This window comes from Saccharicrinis carchari (genome assembly GCF_900182605.1).
GTDB classification, from domain to species: Bacteria; Bacteroidota; Bacteroidia; order Bacteroidales; family Marinilabiliaceae; genus Saccharicrinis; species Saccharicrinis carchari.
This window is the reverse complement of sequence record NZ_FXTB01000003.1, coordinates 399,838-419,214: the sequence shown is the minus strand read 5'-3', so window position 1 is coordinate 419,214 and position 19,377 is coordinate 399,838. Positions and strand designations below refer to the sequence as shown.

13 protein-coding genes are annotated in these 19,377 nt (G+C 43.3%); 4 read left to right on the top strand and 9 right to left on the bottom strand.

Annotated elements, in window-relative coordinates; all coding sequences use genetic code 11:
• Nucleotides 1–22 precede the first annotated feature (22 nt).
• The 7 genes from typA to FN809_RS08455 form a co-directional block, all read right to left on the bottom strand.
• Nucleotides 23–1,819 (bottom strand): translational GTPase TypA, encoded by a 1,797-nt coding sequence (gene typA / locus FN809_RS08485; protein ID WP_142533066.1) that lies wholly within the window; start codon nucleotides 1,817–1,819, stop codon nucleotides 23–25.
• Between the two features lie 535 nt (nucleotides 1,820–2,354).
• A complete protein-coding gene (gene cydB / locus FN809_RS08480) occupies nucleotides 2,355–3,488 on the bottom strand; it encodes a cytochrome d ubiquinol oxidase subunit II (protein WP_142533065.1) in 1,134 nt (377 codons plus the stop codon).
• Nucleotides 3,488–5,086 (bottom strand): cytochrome ubiquinol oxidase subunit I, encoded by a 1,599-nt coding sequence (locus tag FN809_RS08475; RefSeq protein WP_142533064.1) that lies wholly within the window; start codon nucleotides 5,084–5,086, stop codon nucleotides 3,488–3,490. Before FN809_RS08475 ends, cydB begins: the two co-directional genes overlap by 1 nt.
• 11 nt (nucleotides 5,087–5,097) lie before the next feature.
• Nucleotides 5,098–5,301: a DUF4492 domain-containing protein gene (locus tag FN809_RS08470; protein WP_142533063.1), complete on the bottom strand. Its 204-nt coding sequence runs from the start codon at nucleotides 5,299–5,301 to the stop codon at nucleotides 5,098–5,100.
• A gap of 268 nt (nucleotides 5,302–5,569) precedes the next feature.
• Nucleotides 5,570–6,763: an ammonium transporter gene (locus FN809_RS08465; protein WP_142533062.1), complete on the bottom strand. Its 1,194-nt coding sequence runs from the start codon at nucleotides 6,761–6,763 to the stop codon at nucleotides 5,570–5,572.
• Between the two features lie 44 nt (nucleotides 6,764–6,807).
• Nucleotides 6,808–7,152: a P-II family nitrogen regulator gene (locus FN809_RS08460; RefSeq protein WP_142533061.1), complete on the bottom strand. Its 345-nt coding sequence runs from the start codon at nucleotides 7,150–7,152 to the stop codon at nucleotides 6,808–6,810.
• Nucleotides 7,153–7,186: 34 nt separating this feature from the next.
• Nucleotides 7,187–7,837: a TorF family putative porin gene (locus FN809_RS08455; RefSeq protein ID WP_185957504.1), complete on the bottom strand. Its 651-nt coding sequence runs from the start codon at nucleotides 7,835–7,837 to the stop codon at nucleotides 7,187–7,189.
• Nucleotides 7,838–8,002: 165 nt separating this feature from the next.
• On the opposite strand from FN809_RS08455, the gene FN809_RS08450 reads away from it, so the two are divergent.
• The 4 genes from FN809_RS08450 (at nucleotide 8,003) to FN809_RS08435 (ending at nucleotide 16,012) form a co-directional block, all read left to right on the top strand.
• Nucleotides 8,003–8,230 carry a hypothetical protein gene (locus FN809_RS08450; RefSeq protein WP_142533059.1) on the top strand — a complete coding sequence of 76 codons (228 nt, stop codon included), beginning with the start codon at nucleotides 8,003–8,005 and terminating at the stop codon, nucleotides 8,228–8,230.
• Between the two features lie 180 nt (nucleotides 8,231–8,410).
• The gene (gltB, locus tag FN809_RS08445; RefSeq protein WP_246095541.1) at nucleotides 8,411–12,928 is read left to right on the top strand and encodes a glutamate synthase large subunit; all 4,518 of its coding nucleotides are present in this window, start codon (nucleotides 8,411–8,413) and stop codon (nucleotides 12,926–12,928) included.
• Nucleotides 12,929–13,028: 100 nt separating this feature from the next.
• Nucleotides 13,029–14,456, top strand: a complete 1,428-nt coding sequence (locus FN809_RS08440; protein WP_142533058.1) for a glutamate synthase subunit beta — start codon at nucleotides 13,029–13,031, stop codon at nucleotides 14,454–14,456.
• Between the two features lie 182 nt (nucleotides 14,457–14,638).
• On the top strand, nucleotides 14,639–16,012 hold the full coding sequence (locus FN809_RS08435; protein WP_142533057.1) for an aspartate kinase: 1,374 nt from the start codon (nucleotides 14,639–14,641) through the stop codon (nucleotides 16,010–16,012).
• Between the two features lie 134 nt (nucleotides 16,013–16,146).
• Here FN809_RS08435 and FN809_RS08430 read toward each other — a convergent pair whose 3' ends face one another.
• Together FN809_RS08430 and FN809_RS08425 are read right to left on the bottom strand one after the other, a co-directional pair.
• On the bottom strand, nucleotides 16,147–16,338 hold the full coding sequence (locus FN809_RS08430) for a cold-shock protein (protein ID WP_027472784.1): 192 nt from the start codon (nucleotides 16,336–16,338) through the stop codon (nucleotides 16,147–16,149).
• Nucleotides 16,339–16,702: 364 nt separating this feature from the next.
• Nucleotides 16,703–19,171, bottom strand: a complete 2,469-nt coding sequence (locus tag FN809_RS08425; protein ID WP_142533056.1) for an FAD-dependent oxidoreductase — start codon at nucleotides 19,169–19,171, stop codon at nucleotides 16,703–16,705.
• Nucleotides 19,172–19,377: the final 206 nt, after the last annotated feature.

Genomic DNA, 19,377 nt, shown 5'->3' with positions numbered 1-19,377 from the left:
TTTAAATTTCGTAAAATGTAGCTTATTTTCCCGAGCGCTTGCGTTCGTGCTCTTCGAGGAGTATTTTCCGGATACGTATAGCCTTTGGCGTTACCTCTACATACTCGTCTTCCTGGATATATTCGAGCGCTTCCTCCAACGAAAAAATAATGGGCGGTGCCAATTTCACTTTATCATCCGACCCGGAAGTACGCATGTTAGTGAGTTTTTTGGTTTTTGTAATATTGATGGTTAAATCCCCTTCGCGATTGTTTTCGCCAATCACCTGGCCTTTGTATATTTTTTCCTGTGGCGATACAAAAAACTCCCCTCTATCCTGAAGCTTGTCCAAGGCATAAGGGATTGCAGCACCATCCTCCATTGAAATAAGTGAGCCATTGATTCTTTTGGTTATGACACCTTTATAGGGCTGGAATTCGATAAAGCGATGGGCCATAATAGCCTCTCCGGCAGTGGCAGTGAGCATAGCATTACGTAAGCCGATTATCCCTCGCGAGGGTATGGTAAACTCAATTACCACGCGATCACCTTTACGTTCCATACTCAGCATATCGCCTTTACGTTGACTGACCATTTCTATGGCTTTGCCCCCAAACTCATCCGGCAGATCAATGGTGAGCTCCTCGATGGGCTCATGTTTAATGGCTCCTATTTCTTTTATGATTACGCGCGGCTGCCCAACCTGCAGTTCATATCCTTCGCGTCGCATCGTTTCTATTAGTACCGACAAGTGCAACACCCCCCGTCCGTATACATTCCAGGCATCTGCCGAATTGGTGTTTTCTACCCGTAATGCCAGGTTCTTTTCCAGCTCCGCATCCAACCTCTCCTTAATATGGCGCGAAGTAACATACTTACCATCCTGTCCAAAAAATGGTGAGTTATTAATGGTAAACAGCATGCTCATGGTGGGCTCATCTATGGCAATAGGATCCAGCGATTCGGGGTTTTCCGCATCGGCCACTGTATCGCCAATATCAAATTTCTCCAAGCCTACCAGTGCACAAAGCTCACCGCATTTCACCTCGTTTACTTTAGTACGACCTAAGCCATCGAAAACATTGATTTCTTTAATTTTAGTTTTAGTGATGGAGCCATCCCGGCTTACCAAAGCAACTTGCTGATTAGTTTTTAGCTCGCCCCTTTGAATACGACCAATGGCAATCCGTCCTGTATAAGGTGAATGATCTAAAGAGGTGATGAGCATCTGGGGGGTGCCTTCAACTATTTTTGGGGCTGGGATATTTTCTAAAACCGCATCAAAAACCGCCGATATGTCCTCGGCTTGTTTCCTCCAGTCGGTACTCATCCAGTTATTTTTAGCTGAGCCGTAAATGGTTACGAAATCCAGCTGATCTTCTGTCGCCTCCAGATTAAACATGAGGTCGAAAACAGCTTCTTGTACCTCCTCGGGGCGGCAGTTGGGCTTATCCACCTTATTAATTACCACAATGGGCTTTAATCCAAGACTAAGGGCTTTTTGTAACACAAAGCGCGTTTGCGGCATGGGTCCTTCAAAGGCATCTACCAACAATAAAACACCATCGGCCATATTTAATACCCTTTCTACTTCGCCTCCAAAATCGGAGTGGCCCGGAGTGTCAATTATATTAATTTTTGTGTTTTTATAAACTACCGAAACATTTTTCGATAGAATCGTTATTCCTCTTTCTCTTTCCAGATCGTTGTTATCCATGAAAAGATCCTTGACATCCTGATGATCCTTAAACAGTTTCCCTGCCATTAACATCTTATCTACCAAGGTAGTTTTGCCATGGTCCACGTGCGCAATAATTGCGATATTCCTTATGTCGTGCATATATTTATAAAAAATGAGGGTGCAAAGGTAGCGTTTATTTCGGTTTATACTTTATTTTGATTTTAAAAAAAAAGCATAAGGGATTGTAATTAAAGCTATTTAACCCTGTGTTTGAGTAGTGTAGAGAAGTGAGCTGTGGATAGTTGTGAAGCTGCTTTTTACCATAACAACAACGGCAGCTAATAGTACTGCCGTTGTTGTTATGCAAACAAACCGTGCTACCTTTTTTGTAATAAAGCAAATGCTGGCAGCTCGTTGAGACACTACGAATTTGTAGATTCTGTCTCTGTTTCTATTATATCTTTATTTTCTTTTTCAAATTTTCGGATTGCCCATTTCACTGTATAGTGGCTTATTACAATAAGCAATGGCCAACTCATGTACCATAATATTTCGTGTAAGTATTTCATATTTAAAAAATTATTCGTTCCTACCTCTCACTACCCTTGACCTTTTGCCACCTCCGCTAAGGTATCGCTTTACTTTTCTGGCTCTTTATGCTCTTTGTTCCCTACCCTACGCGCATCAGCCCGGTTTAATACACATGTAAATCATCCGATTCCATTTCCTCCTGATCAATTCTCCGGTTATTAATAGCTCTCCAGGCGTACCAAATATAAGCCATCACAAAAGGTATCATCAGCGAAACATAGCTCATGGCCGTAAGTGTAAAATGGCTCGAACTCGCATTTTCAATCGTTAGCGAACTTTGCAGGCTTGTAACCGATGGGTAAAATGATGTGTTGTTATACCCGGCCAGCAAAAAAAGCATCACGACGGTCAGCACTGTTCCGGGTCCGCTAAACCAAATTCCTTTGGTACCGGGCTTCAGGTAACTTTTTGCCATTCCAAAAAGCACCAATAGTACTCCAATTAAAAACCCGATGCCAACAGGTGGCATCTCCATTAAATTGTTAAAATACTTATAGGGTTCCATATACACCTCTTTGGTGCCTGGGTTAACGGCAAATCCATCCCTCAACATCAGCCAAGCAATAAATGTTACAAACAAAACCACAAATAAAAGACCATTGATAAGCAATTGCTTGTGTGCCCTTTTAAGTATGACATCGTGGTCGATGGCATTCATAAAATACTGAATGGCTAATACTCTGGCTAAAAAAAACACGGTTAAACCCAATGTCAGATTATGCGGGTTTAAGGCCAATTCCAAACCATGATATACGTTGTCCCATTTAGATTGATTGTATTCGTTTATTGAAAAATTTGAGCCGGTAAAAAACGAGGCCACGGCCGTTCCAATAAAAATAGTACCTATCAAGCCATTGATAAAAAGAAATACCTCGTAAGTTTTTGCCCCATATACATTTTTTGGGCGACTCCGAAATTCATACGAGATGGCCTGAATAACAAAAGCAAAAAGTATAATCATCCAAACCCAGTAAGCTCCACCAAAACTGGTGCTATAGAATAAAGGAAAAGAAGCAAAAAAAGCTCCGCCAAATGTTACCAGGGTAGTAAAAGTGAACTCCCATTTACGCCCCAGCGCATTTACTAAAATGGTTTTTTCATCTTTTGTTTTCCCCAGTGTCCAGAATAGTGTTTGTCCTCCCTGTACAAACATTAAAAACACCAGCAGTGCACCTAATAAGGAAATCAGGAACCACCAATATTGCTGTAATTCTAAGTGCGATAAATCTCCGAACATTATTGTTTTCCTCCTTGTTTAGTTGGTCCTATTTTAATTTGTTTGGTCATTATTTTTATTTCGGCCACCAGCAGCGCAGTAAAAGTAAATGCAAACAGCCAAAAGGTAATCATCACCGAACCGGTATCTATTTGTGAAACAGCCATGGCTGTTGTCATTAAATCCTGCACTACCCATGGCTGGCGCCCCACCTCGGCTACAATCCAACCGGCTTGCGATGCTACATATGCCAATGGTATTGACCATACGGCAGTCCACAAGACAATTTTGTTATTGGCCAGCTTGTTTTTGTAAAGGAGCCACAACACAATCATAAACAGCAGTAAAAAATGCCCACCTAATATCACCATAATATGGAACGAATAAAACGATAGTGAGATTGGAGGAACTATTTTAAAGGCATTTTTTTCGAGTTGCGTAGGGTCCGGATCGTAATAACTACCATAACCAAAGTAATTAAAGTAATTGTCTATCCATTCCTGATCCTCAAACTTGGCGCGTAACATAGGCAAATCCTCACTATTCTCCTTTTTTGCTTTTTTATACTGTGCAAGGGTTTGTTGAGCCTCGTATCCTCTTTTTATCTTTTCCTTGTACGACATTATGCCGTGTTTTTCGTTACCCAACACTAAATCTTTTATACCCGCCACAAAGGCATCGGCTTTTAAGAAAGCCATATAGGAGAGTGCATTGGGTATCTCTATTTTAATTTTAAAATCTTCTCTTGCTGTACTGTCCATCGGATCGTCCTGCGGGTCACCAATTAATCCGATGGCTATCAATGGTGCATTGGTCTGTCCTTCGTACAGTGCTTCCATGGCGGCAAACTTCATGGGTTGCGTTTCCGCCATTTCGCGAGCCGAACTATCGCCTGTAGCAATGAGCATAATGGAAGATATAACACCAAAAGTAGCGGCCACAACCATGCTCCGTTTGGCAAAAAGCACCTCTCGGCGCTTGAGTAGGAACCAGGCGCTAACGCCAACAACAAACACAGAAGCAAGCACAAAGCCCGAAGTGGTGGTATGCAAAAACTTGGTGACGGCAGTGGGCGAAAGTATCACATCCCAAAAACTGACCATCTCGTTGCGTGCCGTGTCGGGGTTGAACCGCATGCCACGAGGATCTTGCATCCAGGCATTGGCCACCAGTATCCATACAGCAGATAGGCTTGCTCCCACCGCAACTAACCAGGTAGATATTAAGTGCGCCTTCTTACTCACCTTGTTCCAACCAAAAAACATAACGGCAATAAAAGTGCTTTCCAGAAAAAAGGCCATGATTCCCTCAATCGCCAGTGGGGCACCAAATATGTCACCCACAAACCAGGAATAGTTACTCCAATTGGTGCCAAATTCAAATTCTAAAATAATACCGGTGGCAACGCCAATGGCAAAGTTTATTCCAAAAAGCTTCATCCAAAACTTGGTAATCCTTTTCCATTCCGGATCACCCGTTTGAACATATCTGGTTTCCATAAAGGCCAGTATAAAACCCAGCCCCAATGTTAATGGCACAAAAATCCAATGGTACATGGCTGTCAGCGCAAATTGTCCACGCGACCAGTTTACCAGTGATAAATCTAAAGACTCTAACATTTAACAAAATTTTATGGTGTTGTGATTTGCTCAATAACATGATCTGCCCGCTCTCTGTCGGTATCAAAATCTTTTTTAAGCTTATTTTGGAAAAAGAATATTTTAAAAATAAAAAAGAAAATGAATAGTTTCAACAAGATGATAAACCAGATGGAACGAGCCCAATCGGGTAAGTTGTTAAAACCTTCCATATAAAAGTCAATAATTTTTTTCATCCCTCAAGCATTATCCCTCACGAAACAACTAATATAAAAAATTGTTGAATCATTTAGCAATAATTAAAGATTTTTTTCGCTAATGGAGCATATACCACCCGGACAAAGTGATTCTGACCAAAGCAAAGCGCGCTATGATATAAGCTCACTTTTTAACGAGAATAAATATAGGCAGATTATTTCTTTCAATGGAGAAACAAACAAACAGGCGAATCCTGTCGGCCCTTCAGCTAAAGATATTTAGCGCTGTGTGGCACTAATGCAATGATTAATTATATGAAGTCTGACCATGCTCATGAATGTCCAGGCCTTCACGCTCTTCCTGTTCGCTAACCCGAAGACCCATAGTGGCTTTTAGCGTTTGAAATAAAATAAGACCCAATCCGAAAGCCCAAGCACCAACCGAAACTACCCCAATAGCCTGGCTCCACAGTAACGAAGCACCGCCGCCATATAGCAAACCACCATCGGTAGCAAAAAAGCCGACCAGCAAGGTTCCCATTGCCCCACAAACCCCATGTACCGAAATAGCTCCTACCGGGTCGTCCACTTTGAGTACTTTATCGAAGAGTTCAATCGAAAACACCACCACCAATCCGGCTATTGAACCTATTAAAGCAGCTCCAATGGGGCTTACAATGTTACATCCGGCAGTAATGCCAACCAAACCGGCCAAGGCGCCGTTCAAAGTCATGGATAAGTCAGGTTTACCGTAGCGCAACCAGGTAACAAACATGGTAAATACTGCACCTGCGGCAGCGGCCAGGTTAGTGGTAATAAAGATGCTTGCTACAGCATGGGCGTTGTCGCCGCTGATGGCTAATTGCGAACCCGGGTTAAAGCCGAACCAACCCATCCAAAGTATAAAAACCCCCAGGGCACCCAGCACCATGTTATGACCCGGTATGGCTTTGGCCTTACCGTTGTATTTGCCCAGTCGAGGGCCAATTGTCCAGGCACCGGCCAGCGCCATCCATCCCCCAACAGAGTGTACAACCGTAGAGCCCGCAAAATCGTGGAAAGGAGTTTCCAATGTGGAGAGCCATCCGCCACCCCAAATCCAATGACCCGAGATGGGATATATAAAAGCCGTGATAATCACCGTATAAATAAGGTAGGTGGAAAACTTGGTGCGTTCGGCCATAGCACCGGAAACGATAGTGGCCGCAGTAGCCGCAAATACGGTTTGAAAAAATAAGTTGTGGTAGTTGTCGGGCTCGCCGTACAAGAAATCGAATGTCCCAAAAAAGGCACCATTCCCCCCATACATAAGGCTATACCCAATAATCCAGAATAGTAGAGAACCAAAGGATAAGTCCATAAAGTTTTTCATTACAATGTTACCAACATTTTTAGCTCTGGTAAATCCAGCTTCCACAAGCGCAAATCCGGCTTGCATAAAAAACACCAAAATACCTGCTACAAGTATCCATAATATATCTAAAGCACTGTTTGTATCCATAATAAAGTTTTTAAAATCAATGATATCTGATGATTGTGTGTGGATTATTTAACGTAAAGGGTTTCCGGCCCCGACTCCCCCGTGCGTATCTTGTACGATTCTTCTACATCGGAAACAAATATCCTTCCGTCGCCTATTTCCCCTGTTCGTGCGGCCTGCATAATAGCGTGTACTGTCTTTTCTAAATTTTGATCGCGCACAATAATAGAAATCAAGCGCCGCTCTATAATACTGGTGTCGTACACCGTGCCACGGTAAAGGTGACCTTCCACAGCACAACCTACTCCACGCACATCCCAATACGAAAAGAAGGTAATATCCTGCTCTTCGAGTGCCTTTTTTACATTTTCGTATCGCGTTAGCCTAATAATGGCTTCAATTTTTTTCATGGTGTAATTTTTAGTTTTTTTATTCTGTTATCTGTTATAATGATATGCCCACAACTATGTACAACTGTTCGCTGTTGGGATTAGTAATTAGCTGACCAAAAAGAGGCAGAGAGAAGGAATCGGTGAATTTTATTTCTTTTGAGGTAGCAATGCCAATGTTTACCAGTTCAAAGTCGCCATTGTTAGAATGCCACCCGTCACCGGCACCCACAAATACATCTACTTTAGCAAAGGCATACCCGGCTTCAAAATAGAGGGTGCCGTCTTCTGTTCCGATTCCCTCTGCTGAGTTGTTGAGCATATAATGTCCGGCCAAACTCAATCCTTTGGTTTCGTAGCCCATGATCAGCTCCAAAGCATGGCTCGAAATTTTATCGCCAAACTCTCCCCATTCCGTGCCGGGATAGTAATAGTCAGTCAGTCCGAGGCTTAATCCAAAAGGGAAAGAATAGGACATGTATAAATCGGCCTCGCTAAAAGATTCCGCAGATAAACCAAAGGAGCCCCATGCCCCGATAGAGAAATTTCCGGCCACATACGCTATGTTTGGCTGAATGGCAGCAGCATTACCATAATCCACACCACGATAAATGTAACGCGAAACCAAATCGGTTCCAACAGAAAATTGAGCCTCCAAAGTAACGGCTGCCAATGTAATTGTCAATAGTAATATCGGTCTTTTCATTTTACTAAAATTTAAGGTAGCATCTTGAATAACATGAGATTTTTTCATTTACGATATAAAAAATAGGGGGGTCAACGAATAAAATGTAGGTTTTACACACCTACACCCCTCTTTTTATGTATCTATTTGCAAAAATGAAGTATTTTTATGTATCTGCCAAAAAAAATGAAAGTAAAAATTGATAAAAAGTATTATATCGAAAGGTATTTGCAATATTTTAAGTCAAATAGCAACCTGAGGGCGGTCAATGGTTTTATATTATCAAATATTACAATCCCTGGATATATAGTTAACCATAAAGGAAGTTGTATAGATTATGATAGTTGTGCTAAAAAAATTCGCCATCCTATATTTTTTCAATTAGGCGACTTCACTTTTGGAAAAAATAAATAAAAACGCTATTTTTGTGACGTTTCATAAGTAAATAGTTTAAAAAACTACAATAATCATTCGTAAGCGGGGTATTTATTTATATTCTATCAAACACCCGAAATGGTGGGCAGATTTGTGAAGAGGTCATTTAATCAGACCGAGCGTTTTTCAGTATTATTCCTTCTTTATTAATTAGTATATATGATGCAAGTAAGATTTCCTAAGGCTGCAGGGTTGTACGACCCCGCAAATGAGCACGACAACTGTGGGATAGGCTTTGTGGCCAATATCAAAGGACAAACCTCGCACGACATAGTGAACAGAGGTTTAGAAGTATTGGTAAACATGACACACAGGGGTGCCGAGAGCTCCGACAATAAATCCGGCGATGGTGCCGGCATATTAATCCAAGTGCCGCATGAGTTCTGTAGCTCCTTGGGTTTTAATTTACCTGCACCCGGCAAATACGGAACTGGCTTGTTGTTTTTGCCCAACAATAATAAAGAAGCCATGCTATGTCAGGAAGTGCTGAATGCCCAGCTGATGGAAGAAGGCCTGGAACTGATAGGCTATCGCGATGTACCGGTGGATACTTCTGTTATTGGGGAAATAGCGAAAAAATCAGAACCGCAAATCCGCCAGATATTTGTAAAAGGTAAATACGAACAAAACAAGCTCGAACGCAAACTCTTTATAGCCCGTAAGGTGACCGAACGAAAGATTCGCGAATCGGAATTAAAGCAAAAGGCATTTTTTTACATTCCCTCTCTTTCGAGTAAGATATTTATTTACAAAGGTATGCTCACACCTGAGCAGGTGGGTACTTACTATCTCGATTTGCAGCATCCCAAGCTCAAGAGTGCCATTTCGTTGGTTCACTCCAGATTTAGCACCAACACATTTCCTACCTGGGATTTGGCGCAACCTTTCAGGATAATGGCGCACAATGGCGAAATCAACACCATCAAAGGCAATAGGTTGTGGATGCAGGCGCGCGAGGCGCTGCTTAAATCTGATTTATTTGGTGAAGATCTTCAAAAAATATTCCCGGTAATCGAACCCGGCAAAAGTGATTCGGCTTCGCTGGATAACGCTTTGGAGTTTTTGTTCCTCACCGGAAGAAGCCTGCCGCAAGCACTAAGCATGCTCATACCGGAATCGTGGAATGATAAAAACCCCATCCCCAAAAGCCTGAAAGCTTACTACGAATTCCATTCTACCATTATGGAGCCCTGGGACGGCCCTGCCTCCATTGTATTTTCCGATGGAAGATACATCGGTGGTACACTGGATAGGAACGGCCTCCGCCCCTCTCGTTATGTAATTACCAAAAACGATATGATTGTAATGGGCTCCGAGGTAGGTGTACAGACCTTTGCACCCGAGGAAATTAGCGAAAAGGGAAGGTTGAAGCCCGGCAAATTGCTTTTGGTGGATACCCAATTGGGCATTATTATACCCGATCAGGAAATTAAAGCACAGTTGTCGCAAAAATATCCGTTCGAAAACTGGTTAAAGGAAAACCGTATCAGTTTAAAAGATATAGAAGTAAAAACGCGGGTAAACTCATCTATCGATAATTTCGATACCTATTTAAAAACATTTGGTTACGCCAAAGAAGACCTCGAAATGTTGATTACCCCCATGGCAAAAACAGGCATGGAACCGATCACTTCTATGGGTAACGATACGCCCATAGCGGCCATGTCCGAGAAGCCGCAACGCTTGTTCAATTATTTTCGCCAGCTTTTTGCACAGGTAACCAATCCACCTATCGACCCTATCCGCGAAGGCCTGGTGATGTCATTGACCAACTATATTGGTTCAGCCTCAAAAAATATTTTAGAGTACACCCCTTCGCATTGCCGCCTGATCAAGTTTAAGAGCCCTATCGTAACCAATACCGACCTGGGCAAAATAAAAGATTACCGACGCGAGGAGTTTACCCAGCTTACCATTCCCATGCTTTACCCTGTAAAAGAAGGTGGCGAAGGGATGAAAAAGGCCCTTGAAGCGATGTGCCTAATGGCAGAAAAAGCCGTTGACGACAAGAAAAACTATTTAATACTTTCCGATAGAAATATATCCGAAACTATGGCCCCGGTTCCATCGCTGCTGGCCGTGGCAGCCGTTCATCATCATCTGATAAAAGCCCAAAAGCGCATGCAGACCGGCTTGATGGTGGAAACGGGAGAAGCACGCGAAGTAATGCACTATGCCTTGTTACTGGGCTTTGGTGCCAGCGTCATTAACCCCTACCTAAGCTTTGCCACCATCGATCATTTGGTGAAAAAAGGCGATATTAATATGGACTATTCTCAAGCACGCGAAAATTATATAAAATCCATCGATAAAGGCTTGCTTAAAATAATGAGTAAAATGGGTATTTCTACCCTACGGAGCTACCATGGTGCACAGATTTTTGAAGCCATCGGTATTTCTCAGGACATCATTGAGAAGTATTTTACAGGTGTCTCCTCAAAAATTGGGGGCGTTGGTTTTGATGAGTTGGCACGCGAAGCACAAATGTTCCACCAACAAGCCTATGCCAGGCCGAAACCCAATGCCGCACTCAATAGTACCGGAAATTATGCTTACCGTAAATATGGCGAGAAACATGGTTGGAATCCGGAAACAATAGGCTTGTTGCAATGGGCTACCAAAGAGGGCGACTACAATAAATTTAAAGAATACACCGCTACGGTCCACAAAGACAACAAGAATCCCCTGTTCCTGCGCGGACTGTTGAAATTGAAACAACGCAAGCCCATCCCCATTAACGAAGTAGAGCCGATTGAGCATATTACGCGTAGATTTGTTACCGGCGCCATGAGTTATGGCTCCATATCTAAAGAAGCCCATACTGCTTTGGCCATAGCTATGAATAAGGTGAAGGGCAGGAGCAATACCGGCGAAGGCGGCGAGGATGCCGAACGCTTTAAAAGCGATGCCCGCAGCGCCATTAAGCAGGTTGCTTCAGGTAGATTTGGGGTTACCAATAACTACCTGGTGAATGCGGATGAGCTGCAGATTAAGATAGCTCAAGGTGCCAAGCCGGGCGAAGGGGGACAGCTGCCCGGCTTTAAGGTAGATAAAATAATTGCCAAACTAAGAAACTCAACCCCCGGCATTACCTTAATATCGCCACCCCCACATCATGATATTTATTCAATCGAGGATCTGGCCCAGCTTATCTTCGACCTTAAATGCACCAACCCAAAGGCCATCGTTAGTGTAAAGCTGGTATCCGAGTCAGGTGTGGGCACCGTAGCAGCCGGCGTGGCCAAGGCGCATGCCGACTTGATTGTTATAGCCGGCACCGAAGGAGGAACAGGCGCTTCTCCTGCCAGTTCAGTGAAGCATGCCGGAATGCCCGTTGAAATTGGTTTGGCCGAAACGCAACAAACGCTGGTGATGAACAACCTGCGTGGTCGGGTAAAACTACAAACCGATGGTCAGCTTAAAACAGGCCTGGACGTAATTAAAATGGCTATTCTCGGCGCCGAGGAGTTTGGCTTTGCCACTTCGGCCCTGGTTACCCTGGGCTGCATTATGATGCGCAAATGTCATCTGAATACCTGTCCGGCCGGGGTGGCAACACAAGACCCCGAGTTGAGAAAGCGTTTTATAGGTAAATATAAATACGTGGTCAATTATATGAATTTTCTGGCGCAGGAGGTGAGAGAATACCTGGCCGAGTTAGGTTACAAATCGTTGGATGAGATAATTGGACGTACGGACTTAATGGAGCAGGACAAGAGTGTTGGAAACTGGAAAACAAAGGGAATAGATATGAGCAGATTGCTTTATTTTCCCGAGGAGGCCAAAATATATCCACTGCATAACACAAGCAACCAAAAACATGGCATTGAAGATGTTATGGATTGGCAGTTGATTGAGGAGTCGCAAGCTGCATTGATCAATCAGGACAGGGTATGGGTGGCCAAAGATATTGCCAATACCGACCGCACGGTTGGTGCAATGCTTTCGGGTGAGGTGAGCAAGCGATATGGCGAAGCGGGACTGCCTAAAAATACCATCAACTGCAAGTTCAACGGTTCGGCAGGCCAGAGCTTTGGCGCATTTCTTACCAAAGGTGTTGCCTTTAAGCTTGAGGGCGATGCAAACGATTATCTGGGCAAAGGACTGTCAGGCGGTAAAATTATTGTGGTGCCCCCGGCAGGCTCTTCCTTTAAACCCGAAGAAAATATTATTATCGGCAACACTGTTCTGTATGGAGCTACTTCGGGCAATGTTTACATCCGAGGAATGGCCGGTGAGCGTTTTGCTGTGCGTAACTCGGGCGCTTACGCCGTAGTGGAAGGCGTAGGCGACCATTGCTGCGAATATATGACCGGTGGGCGTGTAGCGGTTATAGGCAAAACAGGTAGGAATTTTGCAGCCGGCATGAGTGGTGGCGTGGCCTATGTGCTCGATGAAGAGGGTAATTTTGATTATTACTGCAACAAGGGGCTGGTAGATTTATCGCCCGTTGAGGATGCCGCTGATGTGCAAGAATTGCAATATTTATTAAACAAACACCTGTTGCATACCAACAGCGACAAAGCACAGGACATATTGGTAAACTGGAACTTATACCTGCCAAAGTTTATTAAGGTTATTCCGTTTGAGTATAAAAAAGTACAGCAAGAACAAAAGATTAAAGTGCTGGAACAAAAACTCAAAGAAACGGAAGATGCACCTTACGTGAGAGAGTAAATATCTATTAAATGACAAACACTAAAATGAATACAATAATGCCATTACCTAAGTTTGATGGATGGCTCCCGGCTTCATTTTCTGAAAAAATATAAATACAATGGGTAATCCAAAAGGTTTTATAGAAGTAGAACGCAAAGTAAGCGGTTATCGTCCCGTAAATGAGCGAATCGATGATTACGGTGAAGTAGAGCAAACGCTCAACGAAACGGATCGCAAATTACAAGCATCCAGGTGTATGGATTGCGGTATTCCTTTCTGCCATTGGGCTTGTCCGGTGGGCAGTAAAATACCGGAATGGCAGGATGCCGTTTACAAGGGAGAGTGGAAATTGGCCAGCGAAATATTACACTCAACCAACAGCTTTCCGGAGTTCACCGGGCGCATATGCCCGGCTCCCTGCGAAAAATCATGCGTACTGGCCATACACGATGAGTCGGTTACAATACGTGAGAATGAGTACTCGGTAGTAGAAAAAGCTTTTGCCAGCGGATATATAAAGGCACGTGTGCCTGAAACACGGACTGGAAAAAAAGTGGCCATCATCGGCTCAGGACCCGCAGGACTCTCTGCAGCCGACATGCTGAATCAAATGGGACACAGCGTAAGCGTATTTGAAAAAGATGAGGCAGTAGGCGGTCTTTTGCGCTTTGGCATACCCGATTTTAAACTCAACAAAAAAGTAATCGACCGCAGAGTGGAGATTTTTAAACAGGAAGGTATTCAGTTTAAAACCAATCAACATGTTGGATTTGATGTAGATGGGAAAGGGCTGCTGAAGGAGTTTGATGCCGTTGTATTGGCCATTGGTGCCATGCAGCCCCGCGATTTGCCGGTGGAAGGTCGCGAATTAAATGGCGTTTATTTTGCCATGGATTTTTTGACCCAACAAAACAGAGTAAACAGAGGGGTTAAAATTGCCAGCAAAAACAGAATAGATGCCAAAGGCAAGCATGTCTTGGTCATCGGCGGTGGAGATACAGGATCGGATTGCGTGGGTACTTCTATACGACAGAAAGCCAAAAGCGTAACACAAATTGAAATATTGCCCAAGCCACCCAAAAACAGAGCATTAGGCAACCCATGGCCTTACTGGCCTACAACCCTCAAAACTTCCAGCTCTCACGAGGAAGGCTGCGAACGAAAATGGAGCCTCTCAACCAAAAGGTTTATCGGAGAGAAGGGTGTGCTCAAAAAAGTGGAATTGGTAGAAGTGGAATGGACAAAAGATGACAAAGGAGCCTGGAAAATGACAGAGCTGGAGGGCACCGAAAAAATGATGGAAGTAGATTTGGTTTTGCTTTCAATGGGTTTTGTACATGCTGTGCATGAAGGTTTGGTGCAAGAACTGGGCATAGAAACCGACCAAAGAGGCAATCTGAAAATAAACAACAACTATCAAACAAGTTCTGAAGAGGTGTTTGCTGCGGGCGACGCACATCATGGAGCCAGTCTGGTAGTTACAGCTATACAAAAAGGACGCGAAGCTGCCGAGAAGGTAAATAAATACCTTCTGGAAACGGCTTAATCCTCGAAATAGCTTTTTAAAAAAAAGCAGCTTTTCCTCTGAATCAGCGAAAGCTGAAAACCTTTTAAATTTTTCAGCCTAAAATAAAGTCAGGTGCTACATTTAAAATAACACTTTAGCCGTAAAAACTTTGATTTTTTACAAATGTGTTGTAAACTCACGGTTTATAAATACGGTAACCGATGATTAAAAAAGTAGTGGCCAAATTTGGAGGCTCCAACCTAAAAAAGAAAGAAGATATACAAAAGTTACTCCGGGTAATTAAAGCTTATGACAGACCCATGGTTATCGTGGTATCGGCCTTTTATGGTATCACCAATCATCTTATTCAGTCGATGGCCGAGGTCAAAAAAGACGAATCGCATATTGAGGTACTAATGCGCTTTCTGCGCGAACTGAAGGCCGAGGCCATTTTGGAAAATTTTGACGATAAATACTGGCAGGATAAGACACTGGCAGCAGTAGAGAGTCGAATACGTGAACTGAGCCGATACCTCACCGGAATACATTACATAGGCGACGTACCGGCATTTGTGGAAGACGTTATTCTGAGTTATGGCGAACGCCTGAGCTCTTTGGTCATCACCTCAATTTTACAAAGCAACGGTATCGATGCCGAAGAGGCTTTGCCCGAAGATATGCCCTTGCTTACCGATGGCGAGTTCGGTAATGCAACTGTTGACTACGACAAAGCATCACCAAATGTTAAGGGGCGTTTAAAAGAAGATAAAATTTATGTAGTGCCCGGATTTTATGGTGTTTCGGACAGTGGTAAGATTACCTTGCTGGGGCGCGGGGGTAGCGATTACTCGGCAGCAGCCATAGCACGCTGTTTGGATGCGGAGTCGCTGGACGTATGGAAAGACGTGGACGGCTTTATGAGTGCCGATCCAAAATTAGTAGCATCACCCAAACGTATTACCAGCCTGTCGTATGCCGAAGCGGCTGAGTTATCATACTTTGGTGCCAGCATATTGCACCCACGCACGGTGGAACCGCTTAAAGAGGTAGCAATTCCCATTCACATCGGAAACATTGATTCATTTAAGGGCATTATAGAGCCCGGCACCATAGTGCAGGCCGTAGAAACAGTGAGTGCACAAATTATTAAAAGTGTAACCTTTAGCGATGACTTTGGCCTGTTAAAATTACGCGGAGCCGGTGTGGGCCTTAAACGGGGTGTACTGGCAAAAGTAACCGTAGCCCTGGACAGAGCCGGTATAAATATTAAATCCGTAATCACTTCTCAGGTGGTAATTAATTTGCTGCTTTCGGCAAAAGATGTTAAACGTGCCTATAAAGTGGCGGAGGACTTAGAGCTGTCGGCCATAACAGAAATTACAGCTACCGAACAGGTTTCTACTATTGCTGTAGTGGGCGAGGGATTACTCGAGAATCCCGGTGTAGCCGGACGCTTATTTATGGCGCTGGCCAAAAAAAAGATAAACATACGTATGATTGTTTCCGGAGCCTCGGTAGTGGCCAGTTATTTTATGGTTGCCGCCAGCGACCGCGATGCAGCCATAAAAGCTATCCATCAGGAGTTTTTTGATTAAGCCCGAACCATAGCGCATAAAAAAAAGCCGGGGTGTAAAAACACTCCGGCTTAATATAATCTCTTGAACCCAGCTGCTGTCTGGTGAAAGACTTAAGCTCTGTTCATAATTTCTTCATTAAAGCGTATAATATATTATAATACTCTAACGTTTACGGCGTTCATTCCTTTGCGACCTTCTTTAAGCTCGAATTCTACCGCATCGTCTTCACGAATTTCATCGATTAAACCTGATACGTGAACGAAATACTCCTGGTTTGTTTCGTCCTCTTTGATGAATCCAAATCCTTTAGATTCATTGAAAAATTTTACTGTTCCTTTGTTCATTACTGTAATTAAAAAAATTTATGCGACAAAGATAAAGTAAATTACTACACCTGCAACAATAGCCGTAATTTATTTTAATTATTTTATTTAGCGGCAATGTATAAGCGAGAAGATTCATTTCAATCGCCAGGCTAACACACAGGGTCATATGTCCGTGATGCTTTTAGTCAACCCCGTGAGTGCTGTATAAAATAAAGTAACGATCGTTCCACGCTACCAGGCAATCAATTTATAAAAAATGGAATCAATAGTAAAGTCCACAAGCGTGTTTTAAAATTATTGCACTGTTACAAATTACGCACGGGGGTAAACTAATTATACAACGCCATTAGTTACCCCATGCGCAAAAAAGATTACATGTTTTTTAAATAAACAAATTAAGATTCGATTGTTCTGCCTCCTCCAGATAATTAGCTACACCTCCAATGTTTACGCCATTTATCAGCTCCTCTTTTTGCACACCCATAATGTCCATACTCATTTGGCAGGCTATCATGTTTATGCCGCTTTGTTGTGCCTGTTCAATCATGGTTTCTAATGCATCAACGTTTTTGTCTTTCATTCGCAGCTTCATCATACGGCGTCCCATGCCTCCCATGTTCATGTTAGATAGTCTAAGCTTACCGGCATGTCCGGGCATCATTTTATCGAACATATTGCCCATTACATCCTTCTTCAACTTGGGGCGATTTACATCTTTAATTACGTTCAGTCCCCAAAAGGTGAAAAACATGGTAACCTTTTTACCCATGCTGGCCGCTCCGTTCGCTATTACAAAGGAAGCCAGAGCCCGATCCATATCATCGCTGAATACCACCATGGTTTTGTGATCGTTATCGGATTTAGCGGTAGCCTGGTTTTCGGTTTCCTTTTTATTCTTCTGGATAATGGCTCTTATCTCTCCCGACTTGTTTTCACGCGATATCAATTGGTGTCCTGTTACATTACACCATGAGGCTACATCGTTGTAAAAACCCGGGTCGGTGGCTTTCACCTCCAACCTTTCGCCGTACTCGATGGCATCAATACTATCTTTGAGTTTAAGTACGGGTCCCGGACACTGCAGCCCACAGGCATCAACAACCATCTGCCTTACCTCTATTTTTGGCATACCGGCACCATTACTTCCCGATACAAGCTCGTTTTGCTTTTCTTCGGACGAAAAAAATATTGCATTCGATTGTTCATCCATAGTCTGTCGATATACTTTTAAACCACCGGATAAATTATACACCTTATCGAAGCCATTTTGCTTTAGAATTCGGGCGGCTACATACCCACGCAAACCTACCCCACAAAAAATCATTATCTTTTTATCTTTCGGTATGCGGTGAAGATTTTTGCGAACTGCATCCAGCTCAATATTAACAGCATCCTCAATGGCATCGATACTAAACTCCTCCGGGGTGCGCACATCCAACACAAAGACATCCTTTTTTATCCGCTTGGCAAATTTAAAGGGCGACAAGGGTTTAAACAATCCACGGATAATATTTTCGGCATTGTAGCCTAATTGATTTACCGGGTCTTTGGCGGAGCTGAACGGTGGGGCGTAGGCATGTTCAATTTCCTGTAAATCGTAGATGGTACCGTTATTTTTTATCACGGTGGCTAACAAATCCAATCGCTTATCAACACCCTTATAACCAATCACTTGCCCACCATAAAGCCTACCAGTATTTGGGTCGAAGCTAATCTTTAGCATCATCTGCATAGCGCCGGGGTAATAACCGGCGTGCGAACCCGCATGAACAATAGTACAATCGTGCTTTATGCCCTGTGCTTTCAGGCCGCGGTGCGTCATACCCGTTATGCCGGCAGTCATATCAAATACTTTAGCAATAGCTGTGCCTATGGAGCCTTTGTATTTACGCGTGTGACCGTAAACCATGTTGTCGGCCAGAATACGCCCCTGACGGTTGGCCGGGCCGGCTAAAAATGCGATGGTCGGTTTACCGGTTATCGGATGCGGAAATTCTATGCTGTCGCCAACAGCATAAATGTCTTTTACCGATGTTTGCAGGTATTCATCTACCCAAACACCTCCGGTCTCCCCAATTTTTATACCTGCTGCTTTGGCCAGGCTGGTATCCGGTTTTACGCCAATAGAAAGAATAATGAAATCGGCTTTAATTATCCGTCCACTCGATAGGTTCACTTCGATGGTATCGTCAACCTGCTTAAACTCTTTAACGGCGTCTTTTAAAAAAAGCGCTACGTTTTTTTCTTTAAAATGATGATGCAAGGGTGCGGCCACTTCGCTATCCATCATGTTCATTACCTGGGGGGCAGCTTCTACCACCGATACTTTAACACCACAGTGATGCAGGTTTTCGGCCATCTCCAAGCCAATGAAACCTGCACCTACAACTACAGCGGTACGCGGTGTGTTATCATCCACAAACGATTTAATTTTATCCGTGTCCTCCACATTGCGCAAGGTAAATATATTGGGCAGATTAATGCCAGGAATGGGCGGTTTTACCGGTGAGGCACCGGGCGAAAGAACCAACTTATCGTAGGATTCGGTGTAAGTTACACCTGTTTTTACCGATTGAACCGATACCTGCTTCTTTACAGGATTGATAGAAGTAACTAAAGACAATATCCGGATGTCGATATTAAATCGGGCACCAAAGGATTCGGGAGTTTGAACCAAAAGCTTGTCGCGCTCTTTGATTACACCTCCAATATAATAGGGCAATCCGCAATTGGCGTACGAAATATGAGGTCCCTTTTCGAACATGATAATCTCGGCCTGCTCGTCGACTCTACGTAAGCGCGCCGCTGTTGTTGCACCACCGGCAACTCCTCCAACAATAATGTATTTCATATGTTTATAATAGATTTCATTTACCATATAGCCTGCCCCGATTTTTTATCGGGGGAACTCGCCCTTATAATCATTCCCCTTTGTGAGAGAATACGTTAACGGCTTGTTATATTCTTTTAATAACATAAAAACAGGATTGTGCTGTTTTCGTATACTAATGTGTTCGTATTTTTATTTAGCGTACAAATATATGAATATTTTTATAT